This window comes from Ancylobacter pratisalsi, from assembly GCF_010669125.1.
Taxonomy (GTDB): Bacteria; Pseudomonadota; Alphaproteobacteria; order Rhizobiales; family Xanthobacteraceae; genus Ancylobacter; species Ancylobacter pratisalsi.
This window is the reverse complement of the sequence record NZ_CP048630.1, coordinates 2,713,434-2,730,513: the sequence shown is the minus strand read 5'-3', so window position 1 is coordinate 2,730,513 and position 17,080 is coordinate 2,713,434. Positions and strand designations below refer to the sequence as shown.

The 17,080-nt window shown below is 66.9% G+C and carries 11 protein-coding genes; 3 read left to right on the top strand and 8 right to left on the bottom strand.

Features of this window, described 5'->3' with window-relative positions; genetic code table 11:
- Nucleotides 1-107: 107 nt before the first annotated feature.
- The 4 genes from G3A50_RS12760 to G3A50_RS12745 all read right to left on the bottom strand — a co-directional run bounded on the left by G3A50_RS12760 (nucleotide 108) and on the right by G3A50_RS12745 (nucleotide 6,533).
- Nucleotides 108-2,873 carry a rhamnan synthesis F family protein gene (locus tag G3A50_RS12760; RefSeq protein WP_163075629.1) on the bottom strand — a complete coding sequence of 922 codons (2,766 nt, stop codon included), beginning with the start codon at nucleotides 2,871-2,873 and terminating at the stop codon, nucleotides 108-110.
- On the bottom strand, nucleotides 2,873-4,117 hold the full coding sequence (locus G3A50_RS12755) for a class I SAM-dependent methyltransferase (RefSeq protein ID WP_163075628.1): 1,245 nt from the start codon (nucleotides 4,115-4,117) through the stop codon (nucleotides 2,873-2,875). Before G3A50_RS12755 ends, G3A50_RS12760 begins: the two co-directional genes overlap by 1 nt.
- Nucleotides 4,118-4,195: 78 nt before the next feature.
- Nucleotides 4,196-5,227 (bottom strand): NAD-dependent epimerase/dehydratase family protein, encoded by a 1,032-nt coding sequence (locus tag G3A50_RS12750; protein WP_163075627.1) that lies wholly within the window; start codon nucleotides 5,225-5,227, stop codon nucleotides 4,196-4,198.
- 466 nt (nucleotides 5,228-5,693) lie between these two features.
- A complete protein-coding gene (locus G3A50_RS12745) occupies nucleotides 5,694-6,533 on the bottom strand; it encodes a class I SAM-dependent methyltransferase (protein ID WP_163075626.1) in 840 nt (279 codons plus the stop codon).
- Between the two features lie 529 nt (nucleotides 6,534-7,062).
- On the opposite strand from G3A50_RS12745, the gene G3A50_RS12740 reads away from it, so the two are divergent.
- From G3A50_RS12740 to G3A50_RS12730, 3 genes are all read left to right on the top strand, one after another.
- A complete protein-coding gene (locus G3A50_RS12740) occupies nucleotides 7,063-9,405 on the top strand; it encodes a rhamnan synthesis F family protein (protein ID WP_163075625.1) in 2,343 nt (780 codons plus the stop codon).
- Nucleotides 9,402-10,841, top strand: a complete 1,440-nt coding sequence (locus tag G3A50_RS12735; RefSeq protein WP_163075624.1) for a glycosyltransferase family 2 protein — start codon at nucleotides 9,402-9,404, stop codon at nucleotides 10,839-10,841. Before G3A50_RS12740 ends, G3A50_RS12735 begins: the two co-directional genes overlap by 4 nt.
- A 94-nt stretch (nucleotides 10,842-10,935) precedes the next feature.
- Nucleotides 10,936-13,101 (top strand): glycosyltransferase family 2 protein, encoded by a 2,166-nt coding sequence (locus G3A50_RS12730; protein ID WP_163075623.1) that lies wholly within the window; start codon nucleotides 10,936-10,938, stop codon nucleotides 13,099-13,101.
- Between the two features lie 89 nt (nucleotides 13,102-13,190).
- Here G3A50_RS12730 and rfbA read toward each other — a convergent pair whose 3' ends face one another.
- The 4 genes from rfbA to rfbC are packed head-to-tail and all read right to left on the bottom strand — an operon-like array spanning nucleotide 13,191 to nucleotide 16,615.
- Nucleotides 13,191-14,063 (bottom strand): glucose-1-phosphate thymidylyltransferase RfbA, encoded by an 873-nt coding sequence (rfbA, locus tag G3A50_RS12725; protein ID WP_163075622.1) that lies wholly within the window; start codon nucleotides 14,061-14,063, stop codon nucleotides 13,191-13,193.
- 19 nt (nucleotides 14,064-14,082) lie between these two features.
- Nucleotides 14,083-14,964, bottom strand: coding sequence for a dTDP-4-dehydrorhamnose reductase (rfbD, locus tag G3A50_RS12720; RefSeq protein WP_163075621.1), 882 nt, complete (start codon nucleotides 14,962-14,964; stop codon nucleotides 14,083-14,085).
- On the bottom strand, nucleotides 14,961-16,016 hold the full coding sequence (gene rfbB, locus G3A50_RS12715; RefSeq protein WP_163075620.1) for a dTDP-glucose 4,6-dehydratase: 1,056 nt from the start codon (nucleotides 16,014-16,016) through the stop codon (nucleotides 14,961-14,963). Before rfbB ends, rfbD begins: the two co-directional genes overlap by 4 nt.
- Nucleotides 16,017-16,054: 38 nt before the next feature.
- A complete protein-coding gene (rfbC, locus tag G3A50_RS12710; RefSeq protein WP_163075619.1) occupies nucleotides 16,055-16,615 on the bottom strand; it encodes a dTDP-4-dehydrorhamnose 3,5-epimerase in 561 nt (186 codons plus the stop codon).
- Nucleotides 16,616-17,080: the final 465 nt, after the last annotated feature.

The window sequence follows — 17,080 nt, the reverse complement described above, 5'->3', positions numbered from 1 at the left end:
GCGACCGGGCCTGCCTTCTTCGGAAAGGCTCGCGGTTCTATTTCCGGAAACATATAGTCCAAGGCGACACAAAGCGAAACTGCGCCGACCAAGGAACCGAGCCGAATTTACCACCCCGTTCCCGGCACGCGGAGCCCGGCCATGTTCAGGCCCGCCTTGCGGGCCACGAACGGCATCAGCCGCTCGATGGCGTGCAGCAACGTGCCATCGCCGGGCAAGGGCTCGGTCGGGTAGTCGGCCCAGTCGAGGCCCAGATCCAGCAGAGGGCGCAGCGCCTGGGGGCGTGCCCAGAACATGGTGCCGAGCGGGAAGTCGAAGGCGTCGGGAAGCGGCTCCACGATACCCATCCGCCGCGCCAGATCCTCGCCGATCTCGCGGTTCGCACTCCAGCCAACCACATGCGGATCCTCGGCCATCAACAGGCCCAGTTCCGGATCTTCCTCGAAGGCGGCGGCGGCGGTGTCGACCATGGCCCGGCGCCCCCCGACCAGGTTGGTCCAGAGGAAGTTCCGCCAGCGCTCGCCCAGCTCGGCATCGACCGAGAGGCTGCGTTTGGCGTGGACATGGCCGATCACGTCATACGCCCCACCGGCGATCACATCCGCGAGGCCAGTCAGGAACGGGCCGACATCGCGCCCCACATTCGGCACCACCCGCACCTCGGCGGTCCCGCCGTAGCGTGTCAGGCCACGGGACAGGATCTCGGCCTTCACCTCGCTGTCCGTCGTCAGGAAGACGTCGGGGCTGGTGGCATTGGTGCGCAGTCGGTCGACGAAATCGTCGATCAGCTCGGGATAGTGAAAGTGGCCGTGCAGCGCCACGCGCAGGCTCGATTCCCGGGCCGTGCGCGGCGAATACACGGTGCGCGACCACGGCCCCTGCGGACGCCCCGCTCCCAGCCAGTGCATCAGCGGGTCCTGCTCGTCCTCCAGGCATGCCGCGGGATGAGCGAGCGCGTAGACCAAGGGGTGGAAGCCGGGAACCGCCCTGCGCAGCAGCCGCCATTTGATGACGGCGATACGCGGCCACTCCTGCGGCGGGGGCCAGCTCTCATTGGGATCGAACAGCATGAACGGGTCGATCGCGGCCATGGCCTCGGCATGGATCTCGTCGGGGATCGTCAGGCGCTTTGCCGCGCGTTGCCCCATCTCGTCGAGACGGGAGACATAGGTCTCCATATCGAACGTCGTACCGGCCAGCCGGATCAGCTCCTCGCGCAGCCGTGCGCGTTCTCCCGCATCATCGGCCAGACGGCAGATAAGCTGCGCCGCCGCCGTCGCGTCGAGATGAGGAACCACCAGATCACGCGTGCCGGGATTGTCGGCCAGCACTTCAGCCGTGCCCGCCGCACCCTCGAAGCACACCACGGGAATGCCCAGCGATATCGCGTCGATGGCCACGTTGGGCTGCGGGTCGAGCCGCGAACTCAGCAGGAAGATATCGGTCTGGCGATAGATGTCCTCGATATCGGTAACCGCCGGGACCATCGCGAAACTGTCGCCGAGATTCGAACGCTGGATCTGCTCGTCGAGGTAGATCGAATAATTGAGGTCGCGTTCCGGATCGAACCCGTCACCAACCCAGACAAAGCGCAGCTTGAGGTCGGGACGCAGGCGGCGCGCGACCGCCGCCGTCTCCACGAACACCTCGACGCCCTTGCGAAGCTGCACCCAGCCGGCGCCAAGAACGACGATCGCGTCCTCCTGCCCGGGCGGGCGGAGACGGACAGGGGGCTTCTTCTCCGGCATCGGCATGCCGTGGGCGGGCTCGGGCGGCGGCGGCAGGTCGGAACGGCCCTGCGGGAGAATATGCACCCCGGGGCGCTGGTCGAACCCCACGACCGCCTTATACGAGGACTGCGCCACGATGCGGGCGGGAAACACCACCTCGCTCGCCCAGGCGCACATCGCCTGCAGCTTCGTCAGCGGCCGCGTATAGGTCGAGAATTCATGGATCAGCGCGATCACGGGAACGCCGAGCTTGGCGAACTCCGTCGCCAGCGGCTCCGCTTCGATGCTGTTGGCGATCACATAGAGCGGCTTGTATTCAAGCATCAGCCGCTTCGCGATCCGCCGCATCTCGACCGGCGCACGAGGGATGCCGACCAAAGCCGGCACGCCCACCCCGGCCACGGCCGCGAACTCTTCCTCAAGCGCCCCGCCGTGCAGCAGCACCGAGACGACGTTGCGTTTATGCTTCAGCACGCGGAGGATGTTCCAGCCGAGGATAGGCGCGCCGGTTCGCGAGGCTTCGTGGCAGATCACCAGGGCCGGCGGGGGCCCGCCCCCGGGCAAGGACTTCAGTTGCAGTTCGTCGGCAAAGGAACGCGGACGCCGCCCTTCAGCACGGCCATGGCCGTCGAAATGAAGAACCAGCCGCGACTTGCGCCGGGCGGCCGTCAGGTCGTGGTAGGTCTCCGCGTAATAGGCCGGATCGAATTCCGGATTAGGCCTGAGACCCACCTTCTCGCCGACCAGCACATAGTGGAGAGCGGGGTCCGCGACATGGGGCGCCCATTTGCGGTAATAGGCCTCGTCGAACCCGACGGTCCGGGCGATATCCCTCGCCAGCGCAACGGAGGCCTTGCGCGTGGGGGGCATCGCAATGCCCATCAGCTCGAACTGAAGCCAGGCGATCGCCGGCGGCACCGTGATGCCGATCGACTCCAGATAGGGCGCGAGATAAGCGGTCTCGACGCCCCTCAGCGGCTCGCGCCCCTCTTTCCAGCCGGTGGTGACGTAGTGCAGCGCCGCGTCCTCATCGGGACCAAGCCCCGCCGCAATCCGGTAGCGTTCAGCCGAAAAGGCGGGGGACGCGAGCAGAAGGCCAGCAGAGACTGCGGCCGACTCACCGGGAGCCTGCCTATCCAGCATCAACCTTCCTCCGCAGGGCCGAACAGGTGCTTGCGAACGGCCTTGCGCCAGATACGCGGCGTGAACTTGCGAACCATGCTGTCGATCCGCCCGTGCAGCCGTTCATAGCGCTCCTGCCATTCCTCGGCCTGCCGTTTGAGCCGACGAACCCCGATCGTGTCGATCTCGGAGGAACCCTGGCCGCCTTCCCCGGCTACATTGAGCAGCTTGAGGCTTTGCCTGGCGACAGACAGTTCTTCCTCCAGTCGCGCGACGCGCTCCTGGGATAGATCGTAAAGATAGCGCCAGTCCTCAAGGCCGCCCGTCTTACCCTGGCTGTCACCGTCGGGCGCGCGCACGGCCTGCGCGCCGATGGCGATCAAATGCTGGCCGACAACGGCGCGCAGCATGTCGGCGTCGCGCCGCGCCCGCGCGACCTCGTCGCGCGCCTGCTCCAGCCGTCGCGCCTCATGATCGGCGAGCTGGCGTTCACGTTCCGCCTCGCGGCGATGACGCTCCACGCCGGCGCGCAGTCGATCCACGGTGTCGAGCGCGGCCTGCAGCCGCTCGCCCGGCGATGCGGGGGTGTCGTCGCTGCCGTCGCTCTCGAAGAACAACACACCCGGCGTCGTTGTAATCGGCACGGACGAGGCAACAAGGATGGAGGCAGCCGCGCGCGGCACGTCCGCATCGGGTAGCCCGTCACGCGTCAGGAAGCGCACGACGCCCGAGGGCAGGCTGCCACCATCCGGCACCAGGATCGACCCGTGGATCGCCCGCGGCGACATCACGTGCCGATGCGCGAACTCCGTTTTCAACAGGTCATCGAGGTCGGCCGCCGCATCCCCTGAGGCAGAACCGCGTTCGGGAACGGAAAGGATCAGCTGCCCGCCCGGACGGAGCCGCTTGGCCGCCATGGCGATGAGCGGGCCCAGCGCCTCGCGCCCGGACGGCGCGCTGAGGCAGACCACGCGATCGAAGCTGCCGGCGGGCAGGTCCATCTGGAGGGCATCACCCGCCTCGAAACGCAGCCCGCTACCCGAAGCCCGTACCCGCGCCTTGGCGATCGCTTCGGGCGAGGGATCGACGCCGACGACGGAACGCGCCACCTGCGCCAGCAGCGCACTGCCATCGCCCTCGCCACAGTCGACATCGAGAACATCATAGCCACGACAGAACTCACGGGCGAGCGCGTAAAGATGAAGTCGCTCAAGCACGGTCTGCCGCACATCGGCAGAATTGGTCCCCTCGCCTGTACTATCCACCCCGGCTCCCGCAGCAACCCTATCGAAAATCTCCTCCAAGATGTCCTCACCCTGCCCAGCGGCGCATCATGAATAGTGTCAGTCCAAGGTAGAAACGGCGTGGCCCAGTTCAAGATCCGAGAGTGTACGGCGCACACCGTCGGAAAAATTAAGCCGGGGCTTCCACTTCAACAAATCATGCATCATTGAGATGTCAAGCACGCTCACCGGGACATCGTAAGGCCGGGCCGCCTCGCGGCGCACCTCCAGCCGTCGGCCGAGTGAGGTCTCCAGTTCGGAGACGATGGCGTTCAGGCTGACGCCCACGCCGTTGCCGACATTGAAGACGTGCTGCTCGCCGACATCGTCAGCGCTCGCCAGCGTCACCAGGGCCTTCGCCGCGTCGGCGACATGGATATAGTCGCGCACGATCTCTCCATCGCCCCAGATCACGATCGGCTGCTGCGACAGTGCGCGATGAAGAAACACCGTCACCGCCCCCTGCCCCCGCGACAGGTTCTGCCCGGCGCCGAACGGGTTGGCGAGACGTGCGACGCGGCAGTCCAGCCCGTACTGATTTCGATAGGCCCCGATATAGTGCTCGGCGGCCGCTTTGCCGGCTCCGTAAGCATTTAGCGGGTTCAGCGGATGGTTCTCATGGACCGGCACCCGCTGGAGTCGGCCATAGACCGTGCCGCCCGAGGAGGTGAAGACGAGCCGGGGGGCGCCCTCATGGCCGCGCCGGCGCATCGCCTCAAGCAGGCCGATGGTCGGACCCACATTCGCGATCAGGTCAGTGGTGGGGCACTCGTTCGCGGTCGCCGGGATCGAGTTCCAAGCATAGTGGTGAACCACGCTCACGCCGTCGAGCAGCTCGTCCCACGGCGCGCCGTCCAGCTCGAACAGCCGCCAGGAAATCCGCTCGCGCAGCTCATCGGAAAGATCGAAGGGCGGCGGCGAACGGTCGGCGACGACCACATCGTGCCCCGCCTTCGCCAGCAGCAAAGCGACATGCCGGCCGATGAACCCGCCGCCGCCGAGGAGAAGATGTCTACCGCCCATGATCAACAACCACCCAAGCGGTCCATACATGACGCCATTGCAGCGCGAGCCCTGCCCGAAGGCTTCCAAACCGACGACCTATCACAGGAGCCGACGGCGGAACCAGTACCCGGTCGCGCCTGCCAGCGGCCGAATTCGACATGATGGGCCATGGGGCTGACGGAGCGCTGTCCGACAGGCAATCCAACCGGCCCGCACCAATCAGAACATAACCGCACCAATACCTCGCCCTCGGACCGATCGTGCGAGTCCCCAACGCACGACTCCGGGATATACTGATCGAATTGAATATGCACCCCTGCCGTGTTCACTGGCACAAAATCGCAGCATAATTCAGGCAAGCAACCGCGCTGAACGACTTTGCGCCCACAGATAAAGCCAAAGAATACATCCTAACCCGGCACGGCGGCGCAATATAAATTTTCCACAAGGAAAAAATACCATCGCGCGCGACTCTTCGCCGAAAGCCGGCCGTCGCGTCCCGCGGCAGCACCCGGGACATTTCGCGCGCGAGCGGGCCCGCTCGCGCTGGTTCTCAGCCGGCGGAGCCTGGGGAGGCCTGGGCGGGCTTCGCCACTACCCACTCATCTTCCAGCGATGGCGTGCCGGCGCCGCTGGTGAAGCTCATCAGCCGCGCGCCCGGCAGGTGCGCGCTTATCTGCGCACTCACATAATTGGGCAGCGTCAGCGCCGTGCCGTATTCCTCGACCGGCAGATCGGCCTGGTCGGAGAAGGGGTGATAGCCATATCCCGCGCCGCCCACGAGCAGCCCGTTCCAGAAGTCCGGCGCGCTGTCGATCACCGCCGCGCCATGGGTGGTGAACATCAGGTAGCCACCCGGAGCCAGGCTGTCATAGAGCACGCGGAGCCAGCGCCCGAAGCTGACATCGGGAATGTGGGAGAAGAAGGACGTGGCAAAAACCAGATCGTAGCCATCTCCCACGTCGCAGCTCTCGGGATCGGCCGAGGAAAGCCGCGCAACGACCCCCATCTCGTCACTGAGGAAGGCACAGGCCTCGGGATGGATGTCGGCGGCGAAATACAAAGCCCTCGGCAACATTGACTTGAGATGTCGCGTCACCCGTCCGTAGCCGGCGGCGAATTCCATCAGCCGAAAGCTGCGATCGGCCAGTCCGAGGTCCTCGACCAGCGACACGACCTGACGCGCGCTCGCGCTGCCGGAGAGGATGTAACCGCGCACCACGAGAGCGGGGTTGGGATCGACGGAAAGCATGTAACCGAGAAGATGATCGGAACGATGCAGCGCCGCGCTTACATCGTGTTTCGCGGCTTCCTCCGCCGCGGCTTCCCGCAATTCGGCATTGAGCTCGATGCCAGTATTCGTGGTCGGCATCTCAAGACTGGCGGCGTCCATATCCCCTCCCCTAGGGACATTCGGTCGAGCACAATCTCACCCGTGCAGCACCCCGTACCGCCAGACCGCCGCGCCCACGACCATGAAGCAGGAAACGCCGAGCGATTTTCCGGCCCCTCGGAATAGCGCTCGCCCACCTCGTTACTCGCGACAAGCCTTAACGCAATCCGCTGACGAATTCCAACATCGCGATCATCACAACGCGGTCACTCCCCTGCCGCGCTTTCGCCGAGGGATCAGGGCAGCTAAAGGGGCGGGAACACACAGTTTAATGCCTCCAGCGACCAGCACCCGTGCCATGTAAGGATAGCAATTGTTCGATCACCTATCTATTTTGTTGGTGAATTTAGAATCGTGCTCAACAGGCTCCCATTAGGGCGATAGACCAAGAATTGATTTTTATGCCCGTCTTCGACGCCTCGATCCTTCCCCCCGACGTCCGGAATCCGCGCGGCCGCAGGACGAGCCGTGTGCCAGCAACCGCCGTGACTGTGACCGCCGTGACAACGACGGTCCTGGGTCGCCGGCCATGAAGATCACGCTGCCCAGCTGGACGAAGAGATTTGCTTTCCACAAGGATGGCCGGCCGCGTCGTTTCGTGCGCAAGGCCCTGTTCCACCGCAACGGGCGTCCGCGCGAAAGCCTGAAGTTCCTGGTTCAGCACAAATCCGGCCGGCCGCGCCGCGCGTTTCGGGATTGGATGCCTCAGACGGCTCTTGCCGCGGGCACGAACGCGGCGGGAACGCCGAACCGGTCCGGGTTCGATGCCGACTGGTACCTCGCTACGAATCGCGACGTGCGCGAATCCGGCGTTTCACCCCTGATCCACTACCAGATATTCGGTCGCCACGAAGGCCGCCTGCCCACCAAGCCGAAGCGCAGTCGCCCGGTCACCGACGTGCAGCTGATCACGTTGAAATATGTGCCGCCCGGCCCACGCGCGGCGCTCTTCGTCACCCATTCGCCCAAAGGCGGTATCAAGCCGCATGTCCGGCACTATCTGGAAGCGCTGGTTCGTGAAGGCATCGACGTCTATGTGCTCGTCGCGGCGGATCAGCCCTTCGTCGGTGACGAACCCTGGCTGCGCGACCTCGCCAGCGGTCTCTTCGTTCGCGAGAATGTCGGCCTCGATTTCGCGGCCTGGGCGCACATCATGCGCGCCCACCGTGCCTTCTTCGATTGCCAGACCCTCTATCTTCTCAATGACAGCCTTCTGGGACCCACCAGCCAGAAGGTCTTCCATGATGTCATCGAGAAGATTGACGCCCACCCGGCCCAGATCGTCGGCCTGACCGACAATTATGAGCGTAGCTGGCACATCCAGAGCTATTTCCTCGCCATCAAGTCCGACGCGCTGCGCGCCAACGCCCTGCACGAATTCGTTCGCTCCATTGTCGCCTTTGACGACAAGGACGACGTGATCAACACCTATGAGGTCAAGTTCGCGCCGACCATGCGGGCGGCCGGCATCCCTGTCGGGCAGTTGTTCGACACCTATGACGACCACAACCCGACCATCTTTCGCTGGCGCCAGCTCCTCGCCGATGGCTTCCCCTTCATCAAGGTGATGACCGTCCGCGACGACATTCCCTTCGCGGACAAGACAGGATGGCGCGAGGCGCTGGTCGAGCATGGGTACGATGCCCGGCTGGCCGACATGCTGCTGGACGAGCTGGCGTATCAGCGCAACTTCCCTCTCAGCCCGCCATGTCCTCGCACCCCACCGGTTGTCAGCTTCATCAGCCCGTGGAACTACAATAACGGGCTGGGCGCCGCGGGGCGGGGCTATCTCACCGCCTTCATGCACGCGCGGTTCCCGCACAAGATCTTCCCGATCCGTCGCCCCTTTCACATCCATCAGCGCATCGCGCCCACATTCACCGTCGCGGATGTGCCGTTGTCGGCGGACATCGCGGTTGTGCATCTCAATCCCGATGGCTGGTCCGCCGTGCTGGACAAGGCGGCGTGGGCGGAAATCCACAGGGCGCTGAGAACTGTCGGCCTGTTCGTGTGGGAATCGCCCACGCTTCCCGATCACCTCAAGCAGGGGCTCGCCAAGGTCGACGCCGTCTGGGCGCCGACGCAGTTCTGCGCGGACATCTTCCGGCCCCACGCCCGGGGTCCCGTGCATGTGGTGCCTCACGTCGTACCGGTGCGCGAGCTGCTTTCCCCGCTCGCCGAACGCACGCGTCTGCGCCGCCGCTGCGGGCTTGGCGAGGACACGCGCGTCATCCTTTACATCTTCGACGCGTCGAGCTTCCTCGTGCGCAAGAACCCCCACGCGCTGGTGCGCGCCTTCGCCCGCAGCGGCCTCGGCGCCAGGGGGTGGCAGCTGGTGCTCAAGACCAAGAATATCGATTCCGCCCACAAGGACGCGGCTGACCTGCTTGAGCTTTGCCGCTCCACCAATGGCGTGGTGCTGCTCGATCTCTCGATGCCTGCTCATGAACTGAACGTGCTTCAGGATACCGCCGACATCTACGCCTCAAGCCACTGCTCGGAAGGCTTCGGCCTCACCATTGCCGAGGCTTTGGCGCGCGGCACGCCGGTGGTCGCCACCGACTACGGCGGGTCGCGCGATTTCCTCAATGCCAGCACCGGCTTCCCGGTGCGCTACGAGGATTGGACGCTGAGCGAGGATGTCGGCGCCTATGGTGCCGGCACGAGCTGGGCCAAGGTCGACGAAACCCACTTCGCCGAGTGCCTGGTCGCCGCCGCCGCGCTCTCCCCCGAGGAACGCGCAATGCTGGCCGAACGCGCCAGGGCCCATCTGCGCAACACGCTCTCGCCGCAGGCGGTGGCGCGGCAGATGGAGGACAGTGTTTCCCGCCTCCTTTCCGAAGACGGGTTCGCAGGTCGGGACGCGCGATGAAGAAATACCCATTCGCCATCGTCCTCACCGAGAACGGCGAGCTCGCCCCGCGCCAGCAATGGCCCGAGCGGACCAAGCCGAATAACTGGTACTGCCTCGCGGACACCGGCTGCCGGCTGCATCCCGATATCGGCATGGTGCTGCGTGTCGCCGCCGAAGCCCGGCCGGATGTCGACATCTTCTATGGCGACGAGGTGCACCTCTCCGCCAGGGGCGAAGACCGGCTGATCCTGAAGCCCGGCTTCGACATTACCCAGCTCCTCGCCCAGAATTACATTGCCTGGCCGATCTTCGTGCGTGGACGCGCCATCGAGGCGCTCGGCCCTCCCGACGCCGACGTCGGCAATGCGCTGACCTACGACCTGCTGCTGCGCGCCAGCGCCGCCGGCCGGATCGTGGAGCGGATTACCGAGGTCATCTCGTCCCGCCGCAGGCCGCTGGCGATGGACGACCTCGCCGACCGGCGCCGGGCGGCGAAGAAGTGGGCCGCGAACCGCCTCGAAGACGCCCGTATCCTGCCCGGCCGGCTGCCCTCGACGCTGCGCCTGCATCGCGAGCTTGCCGAAAAGTCCGAGGTGACGCTGGTGATCCCCACCCGGCAGGCCCCGTGCGAGACTGGCGATGAGGCGATGCAGGGGCGGCCCATGCTCGTCAACATGCTCGAAAGCCTGACCCGCTCCTCCTGGCCGATGGATCGGATCACCGTGCTGGTTGGCGACGATGTCGAGGACGGCAGCGCCTATGCCGACCGCGACTGGCCGTTCCGCCTTAAACGCGTCGTCACACGCCGCGAACCGGGCGAGGCGTTCAACTACGCGCGCAAGATGAACCAGCTCTGGCCGCTGGCCGAGAGCGAATACCTCCTCCTGATGAACGACGACATCGTCGTGCGCCATCCGGACTGGATCGAGGCGATGATGACCTTCGCCTGCGATGAGGACATCGGCGGCGTCGGCGCGCGCCTGCTCTACCCCGACGACCGCATCCAGCATGCCGGCATGGCGGGCGGCGTCATGGGCACCTGCACACATGTCTTCATCGGCATGCCGGCGACGGCGCCGACCTATGGCAACTGGGCCGACGTGCATCGCGAGTGCTCGATGGTGACCGGAGCGGCCTTCGCGACGCGGCGCAGCCTGCTGGACCAGCTGAATGGCTTTGACGAGCAGTTCGCGCTGGACTGGAACGACATCGATCTGTGCCTGCGCATGCGGCTGCTGGGTCTGCGGCTGGTCTACACGCCCCATGCCGAGTTGACCCACTATGAGAGCGCCTCGCGCGGGGCGAACAATCTGCCCGGCGCGGATCTCTCGCTGTTTCTGGAACGCTGGAACGAGTTCCTGCAGAACGATCCGGCCTATAATCCCGGCCTGGTCCGCAATTCACCGCTGACCGCACCCGCTCCCCTGTCCTATAAGGGCTGGTGGAGCGATTGAGCCGGGCCGCCGGGTGCGGCAGCCCTACCCTCGACCGGAGCCTTTACGGGCCCTCCTCAAGCCTGCCCGTGGAGTAGCGGACCCTTTGCCGGCCATGGACTTCAGCTCCATCCCCCCGATCTGGCTGACGCCCGCCACCTCACCGGAAGGCGTCAGCTTTCTGCCCCCTCCCGTGCCGCGCGCGGCGCACGCGGTTGCCTGCGTGCTCCATGTCGATTCCAGCACCCCGCTGGTGATCGAGGTCGAGGACAGCGCCGGCCATGTGCTGGAACGCATCCCCACGAATGCCGACGGGCTCGCCGGCCTCGCGCTTCCTCGCGAGGCGGCACGGCTCACCTTGCGCGGCGCCGGCACCGCCCGGCTCGGCCATTACCCTCTCGGCCACCTGGCACTTCTGGCGCGCGCGCTGCGCCATGGCGGCTTCGGCCGGGCCCCGCTCGCCCGGCTGAAGGCGGCGAAGCGGGCCGCGCGCCTGCTGCGCCGGCATCTCAAGCAGGTGCTGTACACCTCTTCCGCCGGGCCGCTGATGGGCCTGCCGGACTATCGCCGGTTCCGTGCCCGTCATGTGGGCGACTTCACCGAGGTGCCCGCCGGGGCGGCCGCCCCGCGCGTGACCTTCATCACCTCGGCGGCCGGCGTGACGCCCCGTGCGCTCGAAGCCTGCGCCAAGGCGCTGGCGGCGCAGACCGATCCGACCTTCCGCTGGATCGTGGCGGTTGCCGAAGGCGACAGCGCGGGAGCGGCCAGCCTCGCCCCGCTCCATGAGCGCACCACCCTCCTCGCCATGCCGGACGCCGACGCGGCATCGAGCCCCGCCATGGGCCTCGCCGCCGCGCTCGATGCCGCCGGCGAGACCGACCTCGTGGTGCCGCTCGACGCTGCCGGCCAGCCCACGCGCGACGCGGTGGCGCTGATCCGCGACGCCTTCGCCCGGCACCCCGACTGCGCGCTGCTCTACACCGACGAGGAATATCTCTATCCCGACGGGCAGCCGCGCGACGGCGCGTTCAAGCCCGCCTTCAACCGCCACCTTCTGGAGGCGATGCCGTATATGGGCGCGCTGGTGGCGCTGCGCGGTGCCCGCGCCCGGCGGCTCGGCCTGCGCCCGGCCTTGGGCGGGGCGGCGGTGCACGACATGCTGCTGCGCTATGTCGACGATCTCGGAACCGACGCCTCCGCCGTGATCCGCCATCTGCCCCGCATCGCCTATTCCTCCGTGCGCGCCGGTCCCGGCCTGCCCGATGCCGCCACCGCGCGGCTCGCCGCCGCCGCCCTGTCCGAACGGCGCGGCGTACCCGTCGACATCGATCCCGAGCGGCATCATCTGCGCCCGCGCTACGGCGTGCCGGAGGGCTCCACCGAGAGGCCCGCCCCGCCGACCACCGCCCCTCTTGTGTCGATCGTCATTCCCACCCGCGACCGGGCGGAGCTGCTGGCCCGCACGCTGCGCACCCTCATGGCCGTCACCGCCTACCGTGCCTTCGAGATCATCATCGTCGACAACGGCTCGCAGGAGGCGGCGACCTTCGCGCTGTTCGAGGAGACGCGCGCGCAATGGCCCGCGACGCGGATCCTGCGCGACGCGGGCGATTTCAATTTCTCACGGCTGTGCAATGCCGGCATCGCCGCCGCCTCGGGCGCGCTGGTGCTGCTGCTCAATAACGACATGGAAATCGTCCAGCCGGGCTGGCTCGACGAGATGGTGGCGCTCGCCCTGCGCGAACCCACCGGCATCGTCGGCGCCAAGCTGCTCTATCCAGACCGCTCGGTGCAGCATGCCGGCTTCATCGTGGCGCTGCGCAGCGGCGCGGGAAGCCACTGGTTCGCCCACGCCCCGGCCAACGCGCCCGGCTATCAGGACCGGCTGGTGGTGCGGCAGAACCTGTCCGCCGTCACCGGCGCCTGCCTTCTGATCCGCCGCGACTGTCTCGACGCCATCGGCCCGCTCGATGCCGAGGCCTTCGCCGAGGAATGCAACGACATCGACCTGTGCCTGCGCGCCCGCCGTGCCGGCTGGGAGGTGGTGTTCACCCCCTTCGCGCGGATGATCCATCACGAATCGGCCTCACGCGGGCAGGACAGCCGGACCGGCACAAGCCCGCGCCGCACGGCCGAGCGCGCGGCCTTCGCGGCCAAATGGGCCACCGCCACGCGCACCGACCCCCATCTCGGGCCAAATTTCCTGCGCAACAATGAATACGCGCTGCGCGCGCCGTCCCCGCAGGGAAGCCGCGCCCCGCGCACCGACGCCATCGACTGACGCGGCGCCCCCGCCCGCGGGCGGGCCCATGTCGAGGGAGCGGTCCGGCCGCTGTGAGAAAGCGCCTCGAAACAGATGGCTCCGGCGCCTCAGTGACCTTCTTCGGCGAGCCGGATCAGGTAGGAGCCATAATTGGACTTCTTCTGCGCCTCACCCAGCTTGCGCAGCTGGGCGGCATCGATGAAGCCCTCGCGGAAGGCGACCTCTTCGGGCGCGGCGATGCGCAGACCCTGCCGGGTCTCCAGGATCTGCACGAACTGCGCCGCCTCCAGCAGCGAACCCGGCGTGCCGGTGTCGAGCCAGGCAAAGCCGCGTCCCATCATCGAGACGCCGAGCTCGCCCCATTCCATGTAGGTGCGGTTGATGTCGGTGATCTCGATCTCGCCACGCGGCGAGGGCGCGAGGTTGGCGGCGATCTCGACCACACGGTTGTCGTAGAAATACAGGCCGGTCACCGCCAGGTTCGACTTCGGCTTGAGCGGCTTCTCCTCCAGCGAGATCACCCGCCCGTCCGGGCCCATCTCCGCGACCCCGTAGCGCTCGGGGTCGTGCACGGGATAGCCGAACACCGTCGCCCCCTTCTCGCGGCCGACCGCCTCCGCCAGCAGTTCGGGAAGGCCGTGACCGAAGAACAGGTTGTCGCCCAGCACCAGCGCCACGCGCTCGTCGCCAATGAAGTCGCGGCCGACGATGAAGGCGTCCGCCAGACCGCGCGGGGTGGCCTGCACCGCATAGCTGAGCGTGATGCCGAACTGGCTCCCGTCGCCCAGCAGGTGCTTGAACAGCGCGCTGTCATGGGGGGTGGTGATGATCAGTATGTCCCGGATCCCCGCCATCATCAGCGTGGTCAGCGGGTAGTAGATCATCGGCTTGTTGTAGACCGGCAGGAGCTGCTTGGAGACCACCAGCGTGATCGGATGAAGCCGCGTGCCGGACCCGCCGGCGAGAATGATGCCCTTCATGTGCCCCTCGGTGCTGTTTCTAGGTTGCCGCCAGCAGCCGGTCGACCACCTCGGCGGTACGCTGCCGCCACGGCGCGGCACGATAGCCGAACCGCGCCGCGAACAGATCGCTCGACAGCTCGGAATTGGCGGGCCGGCGCGCAGGTGTCGGATACTCCGCCGTCGTGATCGCCGCGACCTCCGGCAGCCGCCCCGTATGGCGGGCTGCCCGCGCCACGATCTCCGTGGCGAAGCCGTGCCAGCTGGTGGCTCCCGATCCCGCGAAATGGTAGGTGCCGGGCACCGCCGTGCCGGCGCGGAACGCGTCCGCGGCGGTGAAAAGTGCCTCGGCGATGTCGCGCGTCGCGGTCGGGCAGCCATGCTGGTCGGCCACCACGGTCAAACGGTCGCGCTCGCCGGCGAGGCGCAGCATGGTCTTGAGGAAATTGCCGCCATGGGGCCCATAGACCCAGGAGGTGCGCAGGATCACATGCATGTCCAGCGCCTCGCGCACCGCGCCTTCGCCCGCCGCCTTGCTGGCGCCGTAGACACCCAGCGGGGCGATCGCATCGCTCTCGACATAGGCGGAAGGCTTGGTGCCGTCGAACACATAGTCGGTCGAGACATGAAGCAGCGCCGCGCCATGGCGGGCGCAGGCCTGGGCGATGAGGCCCGGCGCCGTCGCATTGATGGCCGTGGCCAGCTCCGGCTCGCTCTCCGCCCGGTCGACCGCGGTGTAGGCGGCGGCGTTGATGACGATGTCGGGCCGGGCCTGCCCGATGACCCGCTCGATCGCGGCCGCATCCGCGATGTCGAGACCGGCGCGGTCGAGCGCGGTCAGTGCGACGGCGCGCTCCTCGGCAAGCGCCACCACTTCGCGGCCCAGCTGCCCCCCGGCACCCAGCAGCAGGATTCCGCTCATTTGGAAAGCCCGATCCGCGCGCGGTCATAGCGCGCCTTCAGCGGCTCCCACCAGGCGGCATTGTCGAGATACCAGCGCACTGTGGCCTCGATGCCGCTCTCGAAGTCATGCGCCGGCACCCAGCCCAGTTCGCCCTTCAGCTTGGTGGCGTCGATGGCGTAGCGCGCATCGTGGCCCGGCCGGTCGGTGACGAAGGTGATCAACCCCTCGCGGGCGCCGATCGTCGCATCGGGCACCACCCGGTCCATGATCGTGCAGATGGTGCGCACCACGTCGATGTTGCGGCGCTCATTATTGCCGCCGACATTGTAGCTCTCGCCGAGCCGCCCGGTAGTCGCGATCAGCTCCAGTGCCGACGCGTGGTCGTCGACATAGAGCCAGTCGCGCACATTCTCGCCCTTGCCATAGATCGGCAGCGGCTTGCCTTCCAGCGCGTTGAGGATGGTCAGCGGGATCAGCTTCTCGGGGAAGTGGTACGGCCCGTAATTGTTCGAGCAGTTCGACATCACGACCGGCAGGCCATAGGTGTGGAACCAGGCCCGCACCAGATGGTCGGATGAGGCCTTGGAGGCCGAATAGGGCGAGTTCGGCTGGTAGGGCGTGTCCTCGCGGAACAGCCCTTCCTCGCCGAGCGTGCCGAACACCTCGTCGGTGGAGATGTGGTGGAAGCGGAAGGCCTGCTGGCCCGCCGCATCCAGACCCTGCCAGTAGCGCAGCGCCTCCTGCAGCAGGGTGAAGGTGCCGATCACATTGGTCTGCACGAAGTCGCCGGGGCCGTCGATCGAGCGGTCGACATGGGACTCGGCGGCCAGATGCATGACCAGATCGGGCCGGAAGCTCTCCAGCGCCTCGCGCACGGCGCGCCCGTCGCAGATGTCGGCCTTGGCGAAACGGTAGTTCGGGCTGTTGTCGATCTCGTTCAGCGAGGCGAGATTGCCGGCATAGGTAAGCTTGTCGAAGTTGAGCACGTCCCACCCGGCGCGCACCAGGCGGCGCACCACCGCCGACCCGATGAACCCGGCACCACCGGTCACAAGCACACGACGCGTCATTTCGATCCCTTGGCTGCTCGCTTCAGCCTCGGTCGCTATCACAGCGCAAAGGGCGTTGCATAGTCCTGAAGCCGTGGCTGGACGCGATCCTTGGCCGAAAGGATGGCCGCCTCGGCCGCGACCGGCCATGTGATGCCGATGGCCGGATCGTCCCACAGAATGCCCGCATCATTGGCGGGCGCGTAGGGGGCGTCGACCTTGTAGACGACCAGCGTGTCGGGCTCCAGCGTGCAGAAACCGTGGGCGAAGCCGTGGGGCACCAGAAGCTGCTCGCCCCGCGCCGCGCTCAGCGTGGCGCCGACCCATTGACCGAAGCTCGGCGAGCCCTTGCGGATGTCGACGGCGACATCGAAGATCGCCCCGCGCGCGGCGCGCACCAGCTTGGCCTGCGCGAAGGGCGGGGTCTGGAAGTGCAGGCCGCGCACCACCCCGACATGGCGCGAGAGCGATTCGTTGTCCTGGACAAAAACCGTGTCGATGCCGAACGCATCGAAGTCGCTCTTCTTGTACGTCTCGCAGAAATAGCCGCGTTCGTCGCCATGACGTTTCGGCTGGACCAGCACGACGTCGGGAATGGCGAGGCGGGTGAAGGTGGTCATGTCTCAGAATTCCTACCGGTGGGGTGATGATGAAGACACTCGGCTTGACGCAATGCCGCCCTCACGCGTCAGACCGGCTGTCCATCGCAGCGATTACCTTCCACAACATGCAAGGGAACGCGCCCCGCTCGTCCGGCAACAGGCCCGAGAGCGCGGCAACATTCACTTCCCCCCACGGCCACTCGCACGGCCGCTGCTCTTTCCATGGCTGCTGGAAGCAGCGAAATCAAGACACGGCGGCGATCATTCGGATCGCAGGCGCGCGGGATCGGCCGCTCGCGCTCCCGGCGCGAAAGGCGCGCCGACAGGGAGCGCAGTTCAAAGGCCGCGCGGCACCCACGGTGCGTCCGCGCGAGCCGATTTTCTCCGCTTCGCGCCACAAACACCGACAATCGCCTCCTTGCGAGAGCGCATGCACGCGGGCGAGGGGCGAGGCTGCGGGCACACAGCCCGGCAGTCCGGCGG

Bases quoted from the DNA above. Each gene is read 5' to 3' on its own strand.
- G3A50_RS12760 (WP_163075629.1), bottom strand. From the start codon at position 2,873: ATGCTGGATAGGCAGGCTCCCGGTGAGTCGGCCGCAGTCTCTGCTGGC.
- G3A50_RS12745 (WP_163075626.1), bottom strand. From the start codon at position 6,533: ATGGACGCCGCCAGTCTTGAGATGCCGACCACGAATACTGGCATCGAG.
- G3A50_RS12740 (WP_163075625.1), top strand. From the start codon at position 7,063: ATGAAGATCACGCTGCCCAGCTGGACGAAGAGATTTGCTTTCCACAAG.
- G3A50_RS12735 (WP_163075624.1), top strand. From the start codon at position 9,402: ATGAAGAAATACCCATTCGCCATCGTCCTCACCGAGAACGGCGAGCTC.
- G3A50_RS12730 (WP_163075623.1), top strand. From the start codon at position 10,936: ATGGACTTCAGCTCCATCCCCCCGATCTGGCTGACGCCCGCCACCTCA.
- rfbA (WP_163075622.1), bottom strand. From the start codon at position 14,063: ATGAAGGGCATCATTCTCGCCGGCGGGTCCGGCACGCGGCTTCATCCG.
- rfbD (WP_163075621.1), bottom strand. From the start codon at position 14,964: ATGAGCGGAATCCTGCTGCTGGGTGCCGGGGGGCAGCTGGGCCGCGAA.
- rfbB (WP_163075620.1), bottom strand. From the start codon at position 16,016: ATGACGCGTCGTGTGCTTGTGACCGGTGGTGCCGGGTTCATCGGGTCG.
- rfbC (WP_163075619.1), bottom strand. From the start codon at position 16,615: ATGACCACCTTCACCCGCCTCGCCATTCCCGACGTCGTGCTGGTCCAG.